The 17,293-nt window shown below is 73.3% G+C and carries 17 protein-coding genes; 4 read left to right on the top strand and 13 right to left on the bottom strand.

Annotation, left to right across the window (positions count from 1 at the left end; all coding sequences use genetic code 11):
- Positions 1-153 precede the first annotated feature (153 nt).
- A complete protein-coding gene (locus ACYVJE_RS21045; protein WP_461145815.1) occupies positions 154-1,551 on the bottom strand; it encodes an MFS transporter in 1,398 nt (465 codons plus the stop codon).
- A gap of 183 nt (positions 1,552-1,734) precedes the next feature.
- Complete coding sequence (locus tag ACYVJE_RS21050; protein WP_461145816.1) at positions 1,735-2,403, bottom strand: TetR/AcrR family transcriptional regulator; 669 nt, start codon at positions 2,401-2,403, stop codon at positions 1,735-1,737.
- A 127-nt stretch (positions 2,404-2,530) separates the two neighbouring features.
- On the opposite strand from ACYVJE_RS21050, the gene ACYVJE_RS21055 reads away from it, so the two are divergent.
- Both ACYVJE_RS21055 and ACYVJE_RS21060 read left to right on the top strand, forming a co-directional pair.
- Complete coding sequence (locus ACYVJE_RS21055; RefSeq protein WP_461145817.1) at positions 2,531-3,433, top strand: shikimate dehydrogenase; 903 nt, start codon at positions 2,531-2,533, stop codon at positions 3,431-3,433.
- Positions 3,420-5,279 carry a bifunctional sugar phosphate isomerase/epimerase/4-hydroxyphenylpyruvate dioxygenase family protein gene (locus ACYVJE_RS21060; RefSeq protein ID WP_461145818.1) on the top strand — a complete coding sequence of 620 codons (1,860 nt, stop codon included), beginning with the start codon at positions 3,420-3,422 and terminating at the stop codon, positions 5,277-5,279. The genes ACYVJE_RS21055 and ACYVJE_RS21060 overlap by 14 nt, the downstream gene beginning before the upstream one ends.
- A 58-nt stretch (positions 5,280-5,337) precedes the next feature.
- Here the strand turns inward: ACYVJE_RS21060 and ACYVJE_RS21065 are convergent, their stop codons facing one another.
- The 3 genes from ACYVJE_RS21065 to crcB are packed head-to-tail and all read right to left on the bottom strand — an operon-like array spanning position 5,338 to position 6,538.
- Positions 5,338-5,706 carry a fluoride efflux transporter FluC gene (locus ACYVJE_RS21065; protein ID WP_459155883.1) on the bottom strand — a complete coding sequence of 123 codons (369 nt, stop codon included), beginning with the start codon at positions 5,704-5,706 and terminating at the stop codon, positions 5,338-5,340.
- Entirely contained in the window at positions 5,703-6,044 is a 342-nt protein-coding gene (locus ACYVJE_RS21070) for a DUF190 domain-containing protein (protein ID WP_459155884.1), read from the bottom strand. The genes ACYVJE_RS21065 and ACYVJE_RS21070 overlap by 4 nt, the downstream gene beginning before the upstream one ends.
- The gene (gene crcB / locus ACYVJE_RS21075; protein WP_461145819.1) at positions 6,041-6,538 is read right to left on the bottom strand and encodes a fluoride efflux transporter CrcB; all 498 of its coding nucleotides are present in this window, start codon (positions 6,536-6,538) and stop codon (positions 6,041-6,043) included. Before crcB ends, ACYVJE_RS21070 begins: the two co-directional genes overlap by 4 nt.
- A 299-nt stretch (positions 6,539-6,837) precedes the next feature.
- On the opposite strand from crcB, the gene ACYVJE_RS21080 reads away from it, so the two are divergent.
- Positions 6,838-8,538, top strand: a complete 1,701-nt coding sequence (locus ACYVJE_RS21080; RefSeq protein ID WP_461145820.1) for an AMP-binding protein — start codon at positions 6,838-6,840, stop codon at positions 8,536-8,538.
- Positions 8,539-8,736: 198 nt separating this feature from the next.
- Here the strand turns inward: ACYVJE_RS21080 and ACYVJE_RS21085 are convergent, their stop codons facing one another.
- From ACYVJE_RS21085 to ACYVJE_RS21095, 3 genes are read right to left on the bottom strand one after another with little or no spacing between them, the layout of a single operon-like run.
- Positions 8,737-10,008 carry an amidohydrolase gene (locus ACYVJE_RS21085; RefSeq protein WP_461145821.1) on the bottom strand — a complete coding sequence of 424 codons (1,272 nt, stop codon included), beginning with the start codon at positions 10,006-10,008 and terminating at the stop codon, positions 8,737-8,739.
- Positions 10,005-10,715 (bottom strand): hypothetical protein, encoded by a 711-nt coding sequence (locus tag ACYVJE_RS21090; protein ID WP_461145822.1) that lies wholly within the window; start codon positions 10,713-10,715, stop codon positions 10,005-10,007. Before ACYVJE_RS21090 ends, ACYVJE_RS21085 begins: the two co-directional genes overlap by 4 nt.
- A 20-nt stretch (positions 10,716-10,735) precedes the next feature.
- Positions 10,736-11,434: a DUF5058 family protein gene (locus ACYVJE_RS21095; RefSeq protein ID WP_461145823.1), complete on the bottom strand. Its 699-nt coding sequence runs from the start codon at positions 11,432-11,434 to the stop codon at positions 10,736-10,738.
- A gap of 128 nt (positions 11,435-11,562) precedes the next feature.
- Here ACYVJE_RS21095 and ACYVJE_RS21100 point away from each other — a divergent pair, with 128 nt between their 5' ends.
- Positions 11,563-12,615 carry an Lrp/AsnC family transcriptional regulator gene (locus tag ACYVJE_RS21100; RefSeq protein WP_461145824.1) on the top strand — a complete coding sequence of 351 codons (1,053 nt, stop codon included), beginning with the start codon at positions 11,563-11,565 and terminating at the stop codon, positions 12,613-12,615.
- A 61-nt stretch (positions 12,616-12,676) separates the two neighbouring features.
- On the opposite strand, the gene ACYVJE_RS21105 is transcribed toward ACYVJE_RS21100, so the two are convergent.
- From ACYVJE_RS21105 to ACYVJE_RS21125, 5 genes are all read right to left on the bottom strand, one after another.
- The gene (locus tag ACYVJE_RS21105) at positions 12,677-13,897 is read right to left on the bottom strand and encodes a lanthionine synthetase LanC family protein (protein ID WP_461145825.1); all 1,221 of its coding nucleotides are present in this window, start codon (positions 13,895-13,897) and stop codon (positions 12,677-12,679) included.
- Between the two features lie 106 nt (positions 13,898-14,003).
- Complete coding sequence (locus ACYVJE_RS21110; RefSeq protein ID WP_459155892.1) at positions 14,004-14,150, bottom strand: hypothetical protein; 147 nt, start codon at positions 14,148-14,150, stop codon at positions 14,004-14,006.
- Positions 14,151-14,191: 41 nt separating this feature from the next.
- Positions 14,192-14,338 (bottom strand): hypothetical protein, encoded by a 147-nt coding sequence (locus ACYVJE_RS21115; RefSeq protein WP_461145826.1) that lies wholly within the window; start codon positions 14,336-14,338, stop codon positions 14,192-14,194.
- Between the two features lie 41 nt (positions 14,339-14,379).
- Positions 14,380-14,526 carry a hypothetical protein gene (locus tag ACYVJE_RS21120; protein ID WP_461145826.1) on the bottom strand — a complete coding sequence of 49 codons (147 nt, stop codon included), beginning with the start codon at positions 14,524-14,526 and terminating at the stop codon, positions 14,380-14,382.
- Between the two features lie 120 nt (positions 14,527-14,646).
- The gene (locus tag ACYVJE_RS21125) at positions 14,647-17,292 is read right to left on the bottom strand and encodes a hypothetical protein (RefSeq protein ID WP_461145827.1); all 2,646 of its coding nucleotides are present in this window, start codon (positions 17,290-17,292) and stop codon (positions 14,647-14,649) included.
- Position 17,293: the final 1 nt, after the last annotated feature.

Genomic DNA, 17,293 nt, shown 5'->3' on the forward strand with positions numbered 1-17,293 from the left:
GCTCGCTCACCGGGCCGTTCTACCACTCCGATCATCCTGCCGCCATCGTCGCCCGGACCGGGCGGAGGTGGGCGAAGCGCACCGGTGGTGGACGCGGGGCGGTCCCGCGGCCACCACCGGCCCCTCCCGGAGCGAGGTGAGCGCGCCCGCGGATCAGGCCCCCGTCCTCGCCGGGCGGGCCGGTTCCGCGCCGCTGCCGCGCAGGCCGAGCTGCTCGGTGGGCACCGCGTGCGTCTCGCGCCCGCTGGCCACGGCCACGATGTTCACCGCGCAGATGACGGCCGCGAAGGCCGAGACCGCCAACCACGCGTTCTCGCCGCCGCCGATCGCTTCGGCGATGCTGGGCGAGAAGCCGGCGAGCAGGAACCCGATCTGCGTGCCGACGGCCATCCCGGACAGGCGCACCCGGGCGCTGAACATCTCGCCGTAGAAGGCCGGCCAGATCCCGTTGGCCGCGCTGTAGGCCACGCCGAACATGAGGATGCCGGTGAGGAACACCAGCGGCAGCTGCTGGGCGTGGATCGAACCGAGGTAGGCGAACATGAGCACCGCGCAGGAGGCCGAACCGCCGATGAAGACGGGTTTGCGCCCCACGCGGTCGGCCAGGCGCGCCCAGGCCGGGATGGCGACCAGTCCCACGACGTTGGCCAGGATCCCCACCCACAGCATGGGGGTCTCGGCGATGCCGACGTCGTTCACGGCGTAGCTGAGCGCGTACACGGTGAACAGCGTCTGGATCGCGGCGATGACCGAGGCGGCGACGACGCGCAGCACGTCGCGCCAGTGGTCCCGGAACAGCGCCGCCACCGGCAGGTTCCCGACGTGCTGCCCGGTCCCCGGGGACTCCTCGCGGAGTTCCGGGCTCTCCTCGCGGAACACCGGGGTCTCGTCGAGGTTGCGGCGGATGAGCACCCCGACGAACACCACGACCGCGCTGAGCCAGAACGGCACCCGCCAGCCCCAGCTGGTCAGCTGGTCCTGCGGCAGCGCGGCGATCGGCAGGAACACGGCGGTGGCCAGGATCTGCCCGGCCTGGGTGCCGCTGAGGGTGAAGCTCGTGAAGTAGGCGCGGCGGTGCGCCGGGGCGTGCTCCAGCGACATCGAGTTGGCCCCGGCCTGCTCGCCGGCGGCGGAGAAGCCCTGCAGCAGCCGCAGTGCCACCAGCAGGGCCGGAGCGGCCACGCCGATCTGGTCGTAAGTGGGCAGGCAGCCGATGGCCACCGTCGCCAGCCCCATGAGCAGCACCGTGCTCATCAGGACGCGCTTGCGGCCGAACCGGTCGCCGATGTGCCCGAGGACGAACGCGCCGAGCGGTCGGGCCAGGTAGCCGACGCCGAACGTGGCCAGCGCCAGCAGCGTTCCGGCCGCCGCGGAGGTCGCGGGGAAGAACAGCTCGTTGAAGACGAGCGCCGCCGCCGTGCCGTAGATGAAGAAGTCGTAGTACTCCAGCGCACTTCCGACCCAAGCGGCGAGGGCCGCTCTGCGCGGCGTTCCGCTCGCGGTGGTGCGGGGGTGATCGGTCACGATGTGCTCCAGAAGTCCGTGCGCCACGATGCGCAGGCTGCCGTAATGAACCACCTAGTTAGTTCCCCAAGACTCTGAGGCGCGGTGCCCGACATGTCAAGACGCGCACCGGGACGACCGCCGTTCCGCAGGGCAGCCGAAGGCCCGCCGCACCGGGCTGGCAGGCTCCGCGCGCACCGGGTCGGGCCAGGCGCCGGGCCCGTTCCGGGGTCAGCCCCGGCGGAGGTAGCCCACGACGAGCTCACCGAGCATGGTGCGGTAGTGCTCGCGCCACTGCGGGTCGAGCAGGTCCCGGTCGAAGATGGCGCGGAAGGTGTAGCGGTTGGCCACGCGGAACACGCAGAAGGAGCTGATCATCATGTGCACGTCGAGCGCGTCGACGTCCGCGCGGAACACGCCCTGCTCGCGGCCGCGGCGCAGCACCCCGCCGAGCACGTCCACCGCCGGACTGCCCAGGCCCCGCAGGACCTCGGACTTGGCGAGGTGCACGCCGCGGTCGATGTTCTCGATGCTGACCAGCCGCAGGAACGCCGGGTGCGACTCGTGGTGGTCGAACGTCGACTCGGCCAGCCGCCGGACCGCCTCCTCCGGGCCGAGCCGCTCGACGTCGACGTCCTTCTCCACCCCGCGGATGACCGAGTAGGCCTGCTCCAGCGCGGCGATGTAGAGCTGCTCCTTGCCGCCGAAGTAGTAGTAGATCATCCGCTTCGTCGTGCGGGTGCGCGCCGTGATCTCGTCGACGCGCGCTCCGGCGTAGCCCTTGTCCGCGAACTCCTCGATCGCGACGTCGAGGATCTCACCGCGCGTCCGATCCGCGTCGCGCTGCCGCTCGGGGCGGCCGGACGCGGCGGGCTCGGCGGAGGGCGACGGTTCGGCCACGGCAGGGATCCTCGGGTCGGCTGGGCGATGACCTCCCCACTGTAGTGCAGAGGCCTGGCGCCGATCAGGGGCGACGCGCTAGTGTGTACTAACTAGTTCATTCATTGGAGAGGACGAACCACCAGCCGTGCGCACAACGGACAGCTTCCTCGTCGCGCTCATCGGCGCCGGGATCGGGCCGTCGCTGACACCCCCCATGCACGAACGCGAAGCCGACGAGCTCGAACTGCGCTACCTCTACCGCCGCCTGGACCTCGACGCCCTCGGGCGCACCGCCGGCGACACCGGCGAACTGCTGGCGGCCGCGCAGCTGGCCGGCTACGACGGGCTCAACATCACCCACCCGTGCAAGCAGGCCGTCGTGGCGCACCTCGACGACCTCGCCCCCGACGCCGCCGACCTCGGCGCGGTCAACACGGTGGTCCACGAACGCGGCCCCGGCGGTGCGGTGCGCGCGGTCGGGCACAACACGGACCGCTCCGGCTTCTCCCGCGCGCTCGGCCACGGCCTGCCCGACGCGGAGCTGGCCCACGTGGTCCAGGTCGGGGCGGGCGGCGCGGGCTCCGCCGTGGCCTACGCGCTGCTCGAGCTCGGCGCGCAGCGCCTGAGCCTGCTCGACGCCGACCCGTCCCGCGCCAGCGCCCTCGCCACCGCACTGGCCGACCGCTTCGGCCCCGACCGGGTCACCGCCGCCGCTGCGGACGGGATCACGCTGGCCGCCGAGCTGAACAAGGCGGACGGCCTCGTGCACGCCACCCCTACCGGCATGGCCGCGCACCCCGGGTGCGCGGTGCCCGCAGAGCTGCTCGACCCGCGGACCTGGGTCGCCGACGTCGTCTACCGCCCGCTGGAGACGGAACTGGTCACCGCCGCGCGCGCCCGGGGCTGCCGCGTGCTGCACGGCGGGTGGATGGCGGTGTTCCAGGCTGTCGACGCCTTCCGCCTGTTCACCGGGGTCGAACCCGACGCCGAACGCATGGTGCGGCATTTCGCCGAACTCGAAGGAGTGGTCCTCGATGCCGACAGCTGAGAACCGACGCGCCATCGCCACCGTGTGCCTGTCCGGCACCGTGGAGGACAAGCTCGTCGCCGCCGCCGAGGCCGGGTTCGGCGGCGTGGAGCTGTTCGAGAACGACCTGCTCACCTCCGCGTCGAGCCCGGAGGAACTCCGGAGCCGCTGCGCGGACCTCGGGCTGTCCGTCGACCTGTACCAGCCGTTCCGCGACTTCGAGGCGGTACCGCCGGAGGTGTTCGAGCGCAACCTCCGCCGCGCCGAGCAGAAGTTCGACGTCATGGAACGCCTCGGCACCGACATGATGCTCGTGTGCTCCTCGGTCTCGCCGGACTCCGTCGACGACGACGCGCTCGCCGCCGAACAGCTGCGCGAACTGGCGCGGCGCGCCCACCGGCGCGGCATCCGCATCGCCTACGAAGCCCTCGCCTGGGGCCGGCACGTCAGCACCTACGACCACGCGTGGCGGATCGTGCGCGCCGCCGACCACCCCGCGCTGGGCGTGTGCCTGGACAGCTTCCACATCCTCTCCCGCGGCAGCGATCTCGCGCTGATCCGCACGATCCCGCGCGAGAAGCTGTTCTTCCTGCAGCTGGCCGACGCGCCGCACCTGAACATGGACGTGCTGCAGTGGAGCCGGCACCACCGGCTGTTCCCCGGCCAGGGGTCGTTCGACCTCGACGCGTTCACCGAGGCCGCGCTGTCCACGGGGTACTCCGGGCCGCTGTCGCTGGAGGTGTTCAACGACGTCTTCCGCCAGGCGGACCCGGGCCCGGCCGCCGTCGACGCGATGCGCTCGCTGCGCTCGCTGGAGGAGTCGCTGCACCTGCCGGTCGCGGGCATGCCGCCGGCACCGGCGCTGCACGGCTACGCGTTCACCGAGATCACCACCGGCGAGTCCGAGCGCGAGCAGCTCACCGGCGCACTGTCCGCGCTCGGCTTCGCCCGCAGCGGGCAGCACCGCTCCAAGGACGTGCAGCTGTGGCGGCAGGGCGACGTCCGGGTGCTCCTGAACACCGGCGAAACCCCCGACTCCACGGCGATCGGGGCACTGGCGCTGGAGAGCACGGACCCCGCCGGTTCGGCGCAGCGCGCGCAGGCGCTGCTGGCCCCGCCGATCCCCCGCACGCACGGTTCCGACGAGGCCGATCTCTCGGCCGTGGCCGCACCCGACGGAACCGCCGTGTTCTTCTGCCGCACCGGCGAGGACGCATCCACCGGTTGGCTCGGGGACTTCGCGGCCACCGAGCGCGAACCCCTCGAGCACGGCCCCGGAGGCGGCCTGCTCACCGGCGTGGACCACGTGGCGCTGACGCAGCCGTTCGACCACTTCGACGAAGCCACGCTGTTCTACCGCTCGCTCATGGGACTGCGGCCGGACCCGCTCATCGAGTACGCCGCGCCGTTCGGCATGGTGCGCAGCCGCGGCATGCGCGACCCCGCGGACGCGGTGCGGCTCACGCTGGACGGTGCGCTCATCCGCCGCGGCGAGTGGGCGCCCGGCGTCACCGAACCGCAGCACGTCGCCTTCAGCACCGACGACGTGCTCACCTGCGCCGCGGCGTTCCGGAGAGCGGGCGGTCCGCTGCTGCCGATCCCGGACAACTACTACGAGGACCTCGCCGCGCGCACCGATCTCCCCTCCGAACAGGTGGAAGCCCTGCGCGCCAACGCGGTGCTGCACGACGCCGACGAGCACGGCCGGTTCCTGCACTTCTACACCGACCTGCTCGGCGGGCGCGTGTTCTTCGAAGTGGTGCAGCGCCTCGACGGCTACCGCGGCTTCGGTGCGGCCAACGCCCCCGTGCGCATGGCCGCGCACCGCAGGCGGCGGTGGGCTGCGGCAGGGCCGCCGGCCCAGTGACGCGGCCGGCCAGTGACGCGGCCGGCCGTTCCCGGGTCCTCCGCTGCGGACGCGGTGCTCACCCCACCAGCGCGAGCACCGCCAGGATGCTCACCATCGCCGCACCGGCGGTGGTGAGCACGCTCATCACCACGTACAGCCCCGCGTAGAGGTAGGCGTGGTCCTCGACGAGCCGCACCGCCTCGTACGCGAAGGTGCTGTAGGTGGTCAGCGCGCCGGCTGCGCCCACCCCCAGCAGCGGGCCCACTGCCGGGGGGACGACGGACGCGGCCGCGGCAATCCCGCCGAGGAGCACGGAGCCGAGCACGTTCACCGCCAGCGTCCCCCACGGGAAGACGCCGTCGTGCCGCTGCTGGACCGCGCGGTCGAGCGCGTACCGCGCCGGCGCGCCCAGCATCCCGCCGAGGACGACCCACAGCGCCGTCATCGCCCGCCCTCCCGCGTGTACCGGATGACCTCGACCTCGTCGAGCAGCACCGCACCTTCCTCCACCAGGTCGTCCAGTTCGGGCAGGAACGCGCGGATCCGCTCGGCGCGATCGACGATCACCACCGACACGGGGAGGTCCTCCGCCAGGTCCAGCAACCGCGAGGTGTGCACGCGCGCGGAAGCGCCGTAACCCTCGCAGCCCTGCAGCGCGGTGGCGCCCGCGAGGCCGGCTCGACGCGCGCGGGTGATGATCTCGTGGTACACGGGCCGGTGGTGCCACATGTCGTCCGCACCGACGAACACCTGCATGCGGAGCGCCCGCATCGTTCGCTTCATCGCGGCTCACCCCTCCCGGCGCGGCGGGCGTACCCGCGCCGCACCGCGAGCACCGTCCGCCCCAGCCATATTCCCGCGGTGACCGCGAGCAGCGCGCTCAGCGCGGTGCCGAGCAGGTACCCGAAGGCGGTGCCCACCGCGCCTTCCCGGAGCAGTCCGTCGAACTCCACCACGTAGGCGGAGAACGTGGTGAAGCCACCGAGGAAGCCGATCCCCCAGAACGGGCGGAGCACCCGGTTGGTCGGCCACAGCCGGGTGAGCAGCACCATCAGGACTCCCATGCACAGGCAGCCGGAGGCGTTCACCGCGAACGTCGCCCACGGGAACGCGCCGCCAGCGGGGATCCACTCGCCGAGCGCGTAGCGGGCGAGCGCGCCGAGCCCGCCGCCGAGCGAGACGAACACCGCGGCCGGCAGGCCCTTCCCCCGCCTGCCCAGCAGAGCGCGCGCCCCCACCGACCCGGACGTTCCGGTCGTCGACACATCCGCCTCCACGCAGACACTCCTCGCTCCGTGCCACAGGGACCGTCGGCGACGACGGAGTCGCGGTTCTCCCGGCGGATCGGTGGGCCCCACCACCGGGCAACAGGGTAGCGCGCCCGGCCCGGAACGCCCCTGCGCCCGGACGGCGCTGCGGCCACCACCGGACACGCGCCCCGGGCGGTGTGGACGCGCGGGCGGGCACGCTGGAGAATCCCACGATCACAGCAGTGACACGCGACACGTTCGCGCGGTCTCCGCCGCCGGCAGCCACGCCGGGACGGTGACCACCGGTTCTCTGGGAGGCGCAGCCGATGGCGACGACCGATGCCACGCGTTTCGAGCAGGCACGAGACTTCCTGCTGCACCACGCGCACGACCACGACGCCGCGTGCGCCGGGTTCAGCTGGCCGGAGCTCGAGGAGTTCAACTGGGCGCTGGACTGGTTCGACCGGCTCGCGCGCCGGGAGGGAACCGCCGAGCGGACGGCGCTGCGGATCGTCGAGGAGGACGGGTCCGAGCGGTCCTGGACGTTCGCGGAGATGTCCGCCCGTTCCAACCGGGTCGCCAACTGGCTGCGCGACCTGGGTGTGCGCCGCGGCGACCGCATCATCGTCATGCTCGGCAACCGGGGCGAGCTGTGGGAGTCGATGCTCGCGGCGATGAAGCTGGGCGCGGTCATCATCCCGGCGACGACGCTGCTCACGGCCGCGGACCTGCGGGACCGCGTCGACCGGGGCGAGGCGCGCCACGTCATCGCCGACGCGGGCGTGACCGACCGGTTCGCCGAGGTCCCCGGGACGTACACCCGCATCGCCGTCGGCGGGGACGCACCCGGCTGGCACTCGTTCGCCGGGGCCGACACGAGCCCGGAGCGGTTCCGGGCGGACGGCACCACCCGGGCGGACGATCCGCTGCTGCTGTACTTCACCTCCGGGACGACCGCGCAGCCCAAGCTCGTGGAGCACACCCACGTGTCCTACCCGGTCGGGCACCTGTCCACGATGTACTGGATCGGTCTGGTGCCGGGCGACGTGCACTTGAACATCTCCTCACCGGGCTGGGCGAAGCACTCGTGGAGCAACGTCTTCGCACCGTGGAACGCCGAGGCGACCGTGTTCGTCCACAACTACTCCCGCTTCGACGCCTCCAGGCTGCTCGAGCAGCTCCAGCAGCAGGGGGTCACGAGCTTCTGCGCCCCGCCGACCGTGTGGCGGATGCTCGTGCAGGCCGACTTGGCGCAGGTCACCACTCCCCCGCGCAACGTGCTCGGCGCCGGCGAACCGCTCAACCCGGAGATCATCGAGCAGGTGCGGCGCGCGTGGGGCGCGAGGCTGCGCGACGGCTACGGGCAGACGGAGACCACGGTGCAGGTGGCCAACACGCCGGGGCTGCCGCTGAAACCCGGGTCGATGGGGCGCCCCGCGCCCGGTTACACCGTCGATCTCGTCGACCCCGCCACCGGTGAGCCGGCCGACGAGGGCGAGATCTGCCTCGACCTCGCCCACCGCCCGCTCGGGCTCATGGTCGGCTACCACGGCGACGAGGAGCGCACCGCCGACGTGATGCGCGACGGCTACTACCACACCGGCGACGTGGGCTCGCGCGACGCGGACGGCTACATCCGCTACGTGGGGCGCACCGACGACGTGTTCAAGTCCTCGGACTACCGCATCTCGCCGTTCGAGCTGGAGAGCGTGCTGCTGGAGCACGAGGCGGTGGCCGAGGCCGCCGTCGTCCCCTCACCGGACGACATCCGCCTGTCAGTGCCGAAGGCGTACGTGGTCCTCGCCGCGGGCTGGCCGGCCACCGCGGACACGGCCCGGCAGGTCCTCCGCTACGCGCGGGAGAACCTCACCCCGTACAAGCGCGTCCGGCGCCTCGAGTTCGCCGAGCTGCCCAAGACGATCTCCGGCAAGATCCGCCGCGTGGAGCTGCGCTCCCGCGAGCACGAGGAGTTCGACGCCGACAGCCGGCCCGGCACCGAGCACCGGCTCGACGAGTCGGCGCAGTAGCGAACGGGTGCCGGAGCCGGGGGTCGGCCCCGGCACTCCCGACTTCGAAACCCCGCCCCGGCACCGGAGCCCGGCCGCTGCGGACGCCTCCCGGCAGCCCTGCCCGGCAGCACCTCCCCGGCCGGGCGGGCAGCGCGGCGGCCCGGACCGGCGCGGGTGGGCGGCCCGGGCGGGATCGGGCAGCGGTGCCGCGCCGGTTCACGTGCGCAGGAAGGCCAGCGTGCTCAGCACCGCGGCCTGCACCATGCTCGGCAGCGTCGGCTCGGGGGCGGGTGCGAAGAACGGTGAGTGGTTGCTCGGGACGTCCTCCTCGAGCGAACCGCGCTCCTCCGAGGCGTGGTAGGCGTCCGGAGCGGTGCCACCGATGAACCAGAAGCAGGACGGCACGCCGATCGCCCCACCGAGCACGCCGAAGTCCTCGCTGCCCATGAGCCGACCGCCCTCGCGCACCTGCCCGTCGGCGAAGTGCCCGGCGAGCGCCTCCGCGGCGCGCTCGGTGACCCCGGCGTCGTTGACGAGCTTCGGGAACCGGCTCAGTTCGGTGATCTCCGGCTCGGGCGCGCCGGAGGCCGCCGCCTCCGCGCTGACGATCCGCCGCAGCGCCCCGAGCGCGCGCTGCCGCACCTGGTCGTCGAAGGTGCGCACGTTGAGCGTGAACATCGCCGAGTCCGGGATGATGTTCTCCTTGAGCCCGCCGGCGACCTGGCCGACGGTCACCACGGCCGACTCCACCGGGTCGACCTCGCGGGAGGTGACGGTCTGGATCCGGGTGATCGCGTGCGCCACCTGCACGATCGGGTCGATCCCCCGGTGCGGCTGGGAGCCGTGCGCACCGCGGCCGTACATGGTGACCTTCCACGAGTCGGCCATGGACGCGGCCACGCCCGCGCGGTAGCTGATGCGACCGGCCGGTTCCGGGCTGACGTGCTGGCCGAGGACCACCTCGGGGCGCGGTGCCCGGTCCCACAGGCCGTCGTCGACCATCGCCTGCGCCCCGGCGCCCACCTCCTCACCGGGTTGGAAGACGAACACGACCGTGCCGGCCCAGCTGTCCCGCGCCCCGCTGAGCAGCGCGGCCGCGGCGAGGGCGGCGGCGGTGTGCGTGTCGTGCCCGCAGGCGTGCATCACCGGGGTGCTCGTCCCGTCGTCGCGCGTTGCCGTGGCCGCGGACGCGTAGTCCAGGCCCGTCCGCTCGGCCACGGGCAGCGCGTCGGTGTCGGCGCGGAAGGCGACCGTCGGACCGGTACCGTTGCGCAGCACGCCGACCACGCCGGTGCCGCCGCAGCGGAACGTCTCCGCACCGAGAGCGGTGAGCCGCTGCTCGACGAGCGCGGCGGTGGCGTGCTCGCGCATCGACAGCTCGGGGTTGGCGTGCAGGTGGCGGTACAGCGCGTGCAGGTCCCCCTCGAGCTCGCCGTAACCGGCCAGCACCCGCTGCCCCGCGCTCGTTGCGATGTTCCCCGCGGTCATAGCGAAACCTCCTGTTTCTCCTCGTCCACGCTGCTGCGACCGCGCTCGCGGGTGAGCACGGACAACCCGATGGCGGCGAGCACGCACAGCGCCATCGCGTAGGTCTCCGCTCCCGGCAGGAGCGGCACGATCACGAACACCCCCGCGATGCCGCAGCCCAGCGCGATCGCCACGACCCGGAACCGCTTCGCGGTGAGGATCGCCTGGACCAGCACCGGACCGAAGATCGCGGGCACCACGTAGTCGAACACGGCCCGCACCGAAGCCGGCAGCACCGCCACGATCCACGAACCGAGCAGGCCGACGAACACCAGCAGCGACAGCAGGTGCACCACGGCGGCGCCGACGATGGCCGTGACGGCGGCGAGCTCGGCCTTCGCCGTGCCCTGCCGGGCGCCGACCGCGTTCTGCGCGGCCACGGCGGACGGCAGGATCTTGTTGGCGATGTTGCCGATCATGAACGCCTGGTACATCGCCGCCGGTCCGAGCATCGGGTAGTAGGTGACCGGTTCGGCGATCCACAGCACCCCGAACACGGCGGCGACCGAGAGCCAGGCCTGCGACACCGGGCCGAAACCCGGCCAGTGCCCGGTGCCGAACATGAACCACAGCGGGCCGGCGAGGGTCAGCGCCAGCGCCACGGTCATCGTCGCGCTGCCCCAGCGGGCGGTGGTGCGGTTGAAGTCGGCGAGGGCGGGTGCGGACATGCGGTCTCCTTCCCGGACGATCACATCGCCGCGCCGGCGGCGAGCAGGGCCACGGCCATGGACAGCCCCAGCGACCACTCCTTGAGCCACTGCGCGCGCAGCACCCGGGCGAGCCCGTGCGCGGCGAGCATGGCCAGCCCGCCCGCGACGAAGGCCACCAGGTGCGCGCTCGACTTGCCCACCTCGTCCAGCCCCAGGTAGGTGAACCCGGCGATCATGCCCGCGCTCGGCACGATCGCCATGACGGCGGGGTCGAAGCGGCGGACGCGGTGGTCGGCGCGCCGCAGCAGCGGTGTCAGCACCAGCGTGCTCACCATCCACGCCGCACCGCCCGCGGTCATCGTGAACAGCACGAGGGCGAACGCCTGGTCGTCGTAGCCCGCACCGCCGAGCTCGACGCCGAGCGTGTCGGCGGCCGTGCGGGCCGAGAGCGTTTCGAAACTGGCGGATCCGATGAGGCCGATGCGCGTGAGCACGGCGGGTGTGCCGAACGCGGACAGCAGGCTGATCGCGATGAACACCACGGCCAGCGACGGTCCGAGCGCGGAGACCGCGCCGGTGCGCAGCGCCGTGGTGCGCTCGGAACGGGTCATCCCGGCCGCGTCGGCGGCGCGGCGCGCCGCGCGCAGGTACACGGCCGACTGCACGATGATCACGCAGAACACGCCGACTGCGGCGATCCACAGCAGCGGCGCGTCGGCGAGTGCCGGAGTGCGCACCTCCACCTCCTTCCTTCCGGGGACCACGTCAGGCAGCGGGCCGGTCCTCCCGCGAGGTGCGGCGAGTATGGCCAGAGGTGGCAGGTGGTCCTTGCGATCGCACGAATCGTCAGTTCTGATGCGTTTCCATGCACGATTCCGCGAATCTGGACGAGACGGACCTGGCTTTGGTGCACGGGCTGCAGTTGCAGCCGCGCGTTTCCTGGGCCCAGCTGGCCGAGGTGCTCGACGTGCACCCGGCAACGCTGACGCGCCGCTGGGAGCGGCTCAGCCGCGAGGGGCTGGCCTGGTTCTCCTGCTATCCGCAGCCGACGCGGAACTGGACGGACCACGCCTGGTCCGCGGGCGCCTTCGTCGAGGTGGAGTGCGCGCCCGGTCTGCGCGGACAGGTCGGCGAACGCATCGCGCAGCTGCCCGCGGTGTGGAACATCGACGCCACCTCCGGCCCGCGCGACCTGATGCTGACGATGCGCGCGCCGAGCCTCGTCGACCTGGACCGCGAGGTCGGCGAGGTGATCGCGAGGATCTCCGGCGTGCGGGCCACGCGCACGCACTTCTTCCGCTCGCTCGTGCGGGACGGGTCGTGGTGGCGGCTCGACGCGCTGTCCGACGAGCAGCAGCGGGCGCTGCGCACCGCGGAGCGGCGGGAGCCGAGCACGCGTCCCGAGGCGCAGGACTTGGCGGTGCTGCGGCTGCTGGGTGCGGATGCGCGGCTGCCGGCCGCGTCGGTCGCCCGCGCGCTGGGGTGCGCGCACAACACCGCCGGGCGCTGGATCAGGCGGGTGCTCGGTGCTGATTTCACCGCGGTGCGCTGCGAGGTGGCCCACAACGTGGCCGGTTGGGGTGTCGCGGCCACGCTGTGGCTCGACGCTCCGCAAACGGAGCTGATCTCCACCGCCGAGGCGATCGCGCGGCTTCCCGAGATCCGGTTGTGCGCCACCGTCGGCAGCGAGGCCAACCTGGCGGTGCAGATCTGGTTGCACCACATGGCGGACCTGGACCGGTTCGAGACCTTGCTGTGCACCCGGTTTCCCGGGACCCGCGTGCTGGACCGGTGGATCACGCCGCGGTTCGTCAAGCGGCTGGGGCACCTCATCGGCGAGGACGGCCGGCGGAGGGGGTTCGTCTCCCCCCTGGGCGACCACGACGGCGATCTCGCCCCCCGGCGTTCCCAGCAGTGACGGCGCTGCCGTGCGCCGCCCACCGCAGGAGACGGCGCAGCCGGGGCGCGGTGGCCCCGGTTCACCGCAGGCCGAGGCACAGCATCCACGAGCGGTCCGCACCGCTGCAGCTGAGCAGCGCCGCAGCGGCCCCGCACGCCCCGTTCAGCAGCGCGCGGTCGGTGCCGGCCAGCGCGGCGAGCTGATCCGCCCGATCGGTGATGTACCGCCGCAGGTCCTCCCGCAGCACCCCCGCGGAGGTGGACCCGGCGTGGCGGTGGAAGCAGTCGGCGAGGCCGAGCACCCCGGCCGCGCCGTGGCACAGGGTCAGGGTCTCCTCGGCTCCCCCGCCGAACAGGTGCCAGTCGGGGTCGTAACGCCGCGCGACCGAGTCGAAGGCGTCCGCGGCGAACCGCTGGATCCGCCCGTCCCCGAGCGCCGCACCGGCTTCCCACAGCGCCCAGGCGACGCCGGGGGTGCCGTAGCACCAGGCCTGCCGCCGCATCGGCCCCGGCGGAGGCTCCTCCCCGTCGAACAGCTGCCCGCCGTACCAGCAGGTGCTGCCGTGCTCGTCGGTGAACGCCCGCGCCATCAACCACTGCGCGGCTCGCCGGAGAGGGGGGTGCAGCTCCGCGTCGCCGAGGTGGCGCACCGCGGCGGCGAGGGCCAGCAGCACGCCGGGGACGCCGTGCCCGATCCCGGTGTTCACGCGTCCCTGCATCCAGTCGAGGAGTTCGTGCCCCGCGTAGGCGGACACGCGCAACCCGTCGAGGTCCGCGGTGTCGCACAGCTCGGCCAGGTGCGCCGCGAGCAGCGCGACGAGGTCGTCGACGGTCGCGTCGGCGTGCGGCTCCGCGCCCGACCGGTCGACGAGGGCGGCGAGCAGAGTCCCCGCCGGACCGATGATGAGGTCGTAGTCGCCGAACCCGCGCTCGCCCCTGCGCGCTCGTGCCAGCTGTGCGGGCATCGAGCGGTGGATCGCGGCCAGCAGTTTCGCTTCCAGCGCGCCCAACCGCTCGTCGAGGTGCCTGCCCGTGCGCACGCCGACGAGCAGCCCGCCCGCTCCCCCGGACAGGCCGAGGTGCGGTTGCGCGCGGCGCGGCGCCGTCGACCACGCCCGCAGGGCGGAGAGCGCCAGGCGGTGTTCGTCATCACCGCCCCCGTCGGCCAGCAGGCGGGCGAGCGCGGCCGGGGCGGGGTCGAAGGGATCAGCGCCGTCGCCGGCGAGATGGGCGCGCAGCACGGCACCGGCGGTCGCGCGGATGTGCTCCTCGTCCGCGGACGGGCGTTCCGGTGCGGTCATCCTCTGCCTCCTGGCCGGGTCGGAAGGGGTCGCTGCGCTGCGGGTGGTTCGGCGGGCGGCACCGGTGCCGCCCGCCGAACCGTGGTTCCCGGGATGACCTCCGGGCTCAGGCGCAGATGACGAGCGTGCACGCGAGACCGGTGTGGCACAGCGCGCTGCCACCGGCGGCCTCCGGCACCTGCTCCTCGGTCACCTGGGCGTCCAGGTCATCGATGAGCGTGTCCAGTTCTTCGATCGGCAACGTCGATTCCATGGCGGTTCCTTTCCGTCCGACGTGCACGGTTGGCGCGGGAGTCATGCGCAGATGAGGATCGTGCACAGGGCCCCGGTGTGGCACAGCGCGCTGCCACCGGCGGCCTCCGGCACCTGCTCCTCGGTCACCTGGGCGTCCAGGTCATCGATGAGCGTGTCCAGTTCTTCGATCGGCAACGTCGATTCCATGGCGGTTCCTTTCCGTCCGACGTGCACGGTTGGCGCGGGAGTCATGCGCAGATGAGGATCGTGCACAGGGCCCCGGTGTGGCACAGCGCGCTGCCACCGGCGGCCTCCGGCACCTGCTCCTCGGTCACCTGGGCGTCCAGGTCATCGATGAGCGTGTCCAGTTCTTCGATCGGCAACGTCGATTCCATGGCAATTCCCTTCCGGACGGAGGACGTTCTCGCACCGGCGCGTTCGCGGTGCGCTTCCGCGGCACACCTCCTTTCTCGTCGGTTCGCACCCGGTGGTCGCGGTCGGGGCGTCCGCGCCGATCAGCGCGGGGCCAGCACCTCGGTGCGCAGGTGTGCACCGGCACGTCCCGCGAGCGCGCCGATGCTCTCCTCGCGGGGCAGGCGCAGCGCCACCTCGACCGCGTGGTCTGCGTGCTCGGCATCCGTGCCGTCGTGGGCGAGCAGGTGCCGCGGGTCCGGGATCATCTCCTCGAACAGGAGCGCCTCCCCGCAGGCGCGTGCGGCCACGCGTTCCACGGTGCGCAGCCCCGGAAGCGAGGCGAGATCCGCGGGGACGGCCTTGCCCTCGGACTCGGTGGAGACGAACGCCCACCGCGGCAGGCCGCGACCGCGCCACAGCCCCGCGGCGTCGCGGATCTTGACCCAGTCGGACGCGGCGGTGTCCCACAGCCGCTCCGGGGGGATCCGCCAAGCCGCGGGGGCCAGCACCACCGGTCCCGCGGTCAGCCTCGGGACCGACGGCGCGTCCGGGAAGGCCGTGATGAGTCGGTCGAGGCGGGTCTGGTGCAGCGCCCTCCCGGGTCCGGCGGCCAGCAGCAGGTGCAGCAGCAGGTCGTACGGCGGCAGCGGCGGACGCGTCGCGTGGTAGACGGGCAGCAGCGGAGTACCCGCCGATTCCGCGCGTACTCCACCGCCGGACCGGAACACCCGCACCCGTTCCAGCGGGAGGTAGGCGCTGCCGGGCTCTTCCGCGCGGTGGTAGGGGTTCCAGTCGGCATCGCCGGTCCACAGGCCGGTGTACGCGGGGCGGCACACGGCGTTGGCCGCGCGTTCGTGCGACGGGGGGAGCAGCAGTTCCACGAACCGCGCTCCGCTGTCGCGCTCCACCTCCCGCAGGAACCGGCGGTACCGCGCGGCGTTGCGGTACTCGCCGTGCGCCTGTGCGAACGCGTCGCCGAACCGGGCATCCAGGTTGCCGGCCGGGGACTCGACGACGAGCGCCCCGGCGTACCGCGCTCCCCGCGCGGGCCGCACGAGGCAGTCGGTGGGCCACACCGGGTCCTCCCCGCCGGGAACGCCGAGGGCGTCCAGCACCGCCTCGGGGACGTCGCACTCCTCATCGGACAGTCGTTCGCGCACGTGCTCGACCACCCGCCGGTACGCCTCGCTGGTGCCGGTGGGTTCGTGCCACCCGGTGTAGGCGCGCTGCCGCAGCGCCGACAGGTCCACGTCCGCGGCGAGCAGGTCGGTGAGGACCTCGGTGGCCGGTCGCGGCTGTTCGGTGAGGTACCCGCTGAGGTCGACGCGTCCGGTCGCGCCGTCCTCCTCGCGCAACCGCGCCAACCGGCGGGCCGCGCGCAGCGCTGCGTCCACTCCGGAGGGACCGCGGGCGGTGCTCGGCGCGGTCGTCCCTTCGGACGTGCTGATGCGCCGGTGGACGTCGACGAACGCGTCCGCCGTCCCGCCGCGGTGCGCGGCGTGCTCGGCCGGCGCCGCTTCGGCGGGCGGGGTCCAACCGCCCCAGCTGCGCCTCGGTGCGCCGCACACCCGCACCACGCCCAGGTCCTGCACGTAGGCCAGGAACTCCCGGACCTTGCCGATCTGCTCCGCCGTGGCGTTCGTGCCGACGAGCGCGCGCTGCACGTCTCCGAGCGGGCGGACGCCGTCGCGCAGGATGCGGCACAGGGCGGCGAGCGCGGCGGTGCGCCGCATCCGGACCTCGCGCATCCGCGTGGCGTCCTGCTGGTCGAGCGCGAAACACCGGAATTCTGCACCGTTCTCCGCGTACAGGTTCGCCAGTGCCAGCGGTGTCTCCTCCCCGGCCCGGCGCAGCTCGGTCGCGTCGAGACGCGTGCGCAGCGCGTGCAGGTTCTCCGCTGTTTCGGTGGTGAGTTCGCCGAGGACCAGCGGCGCGGCCCACCAGTCCCCCGCCGGGTGCCCCCGCCGCGCCCTCGGCACCGGCAGGGTCCCGACGTGGCCGAGCCAGCTGCGCGGCGTGGTCTTGGCCGCTCCGCGGGCGATGATGCGCCACAGGTAGTCCACGCGGTGCCGCAGGCGCTTGCTGGTCCACGCCTCCCCCGTGGCCAGTCGGTGCTCGATCTCGGCGACGAGGTCGGCCGCGTCGGCATCGAGGAACGCGGCCGCGGTCGGCGTGTTCCGCACGGATTCCCAGGCCAGTGGCCCGGTTCTCGCGCGCTCGTGCGCCACGGCCCGCTGGGCGCGGGCACCGGCCGCGCGGTGGTCCACCGCGCGGGAGGCGAGCGCGAGCAGGTCGGCCGCGATCCGCGCGGGCACGGCCGGGGCCCCGAGCAGATCGGTGAGCTCGTCCGGCTCGGGGACGTCACCGCGGTGCAGGCGGCGCCGGACCACGAGCGCGGCACGCCGGTGGGGCTTGTCCAGCTCCGGTTCGGGGATGACCTCGTCACTGATCCGCTCTGCGAGCTCGTGCGCCCGCTCGTGCAGTTCGGCGTGCTGCCGCTGGTGCACGTCGACGGTGCGGAACAGGTCGGGGTTGCCGCCGCGGGTCCACAGATGCGCGGGGAAACCGGCCGCGCGGACGACGATTTCCGCCCCGATCGGGACATCGGCGTCCTCGGCCTCCCGTTCGGGCGCGCGCCCCTCCGGGACGTGCGCGGAGGGGGAAGTCGCGGGACCGGCGCGCTCTTCCGAGGTCGGCTCGGCGGTACGGCGGGGCTCCTCGAGGACCTGGCGGGCACGTGGTTGCATG

The sequence above is a fragment of the Salinifilum aidingensis genome, from assembly GCF_054782015.1.

What these genes read in the sequence shown, in the direction of transcription:
- ACYVJE_RS21105 (WP_461145825.1), bottom strand. Translation starts at nt 13,897, where the DNA reads ATGACCGCACCGGAACGCCCGTCCGCGGACGAGGAGCACATCCGCGCG.
- ACYVJE_RS21110 (WP_459155892.1), bottom strand. Translation starts at nt 14,150, where the DNA reads ATGGAATCGACGTTGCCGATCGAAGAACTGGACACGCTCATCGATGAC.
- ACYVJE_RS21090 (WP_461145822.1), bottom strand. Translation starts at nt 10,715, where the DNA reads ATGTCCGCACCCGCCCTCGCCGACTTCAACCGCACCACCGCCCGCTGG.
- ACYVJE_RS21060 (WP_461145818.1), top strand. Translation starts at nt 3,420, where the DNA reads ATGCCGACAGCTGAGAACCGACGCGCCATCGCCACCGTGTGCCTGTCC.
- ACYVJE_RS21125 (WP_461145827.1), bottom strand. Translation starts at nt 17,292, where the DNA reads ATGCAACCACGTGCCCGCCAGGTCCTCGAGGAGCCCCGCCGTACCGCC.
- ACYVJE_RS21100 (WP_461145824.1), top strand. Translation starts at nt 11,563, where the DNA reads ATGCACGATTCCGCGAATCTGGACGAGACGGACCTGGCTTTGGTGCAC.
- ACYVJE_RS21085 (WP_461145821.1), bottom strand. Translation starts at nt 10,008, where the DNA reads ATGACCGCGGGGAACATCGCAACGAGCGCGGGGCAGCGGGTGCTGGCC.
- ACYVJE_RS21065 (WP_459155883.1), bottom strand. Translation starts at nt 5,706, where the DNA reads ATGACGGCGCTGTGGGTCGTCCTCGGCGGGATGCTGGGCGCGCCGGCG.
- ACYVJE_RS21070 (WP_459155884.1), bottom strand. Translation starts at nt 6,044, where the DNA reads ATGAAGCGAACGATGCGGGCGCTCCGCATGCAGGTGTTCGTCGGTGCG.
- ACYVJE_RS21115 (WP_461145826.1), bottom strand. Translation starts at nt 14,338, where the DNA reads ATGGAATCGACGTTGCCGATCGAAGAACTGGACACGCTCATCGATGAC.
- ACYVJE_RS21080 (WP_461145820.1), top strand. Translation starts at nt 6,838, where the DNA reads ATGGCGACGACCGATGCCACGCGTTTCGAGCAGGCACGAGACTTCCTG.
- ACYVJE_RS21120 (WP_461145826.1), bottom strand. Translation starts at nt 14,526, where the DNA reads ATGGAATCGACGTTGCCGATCGAAGAACTGGACACGCTCATCGATGAC.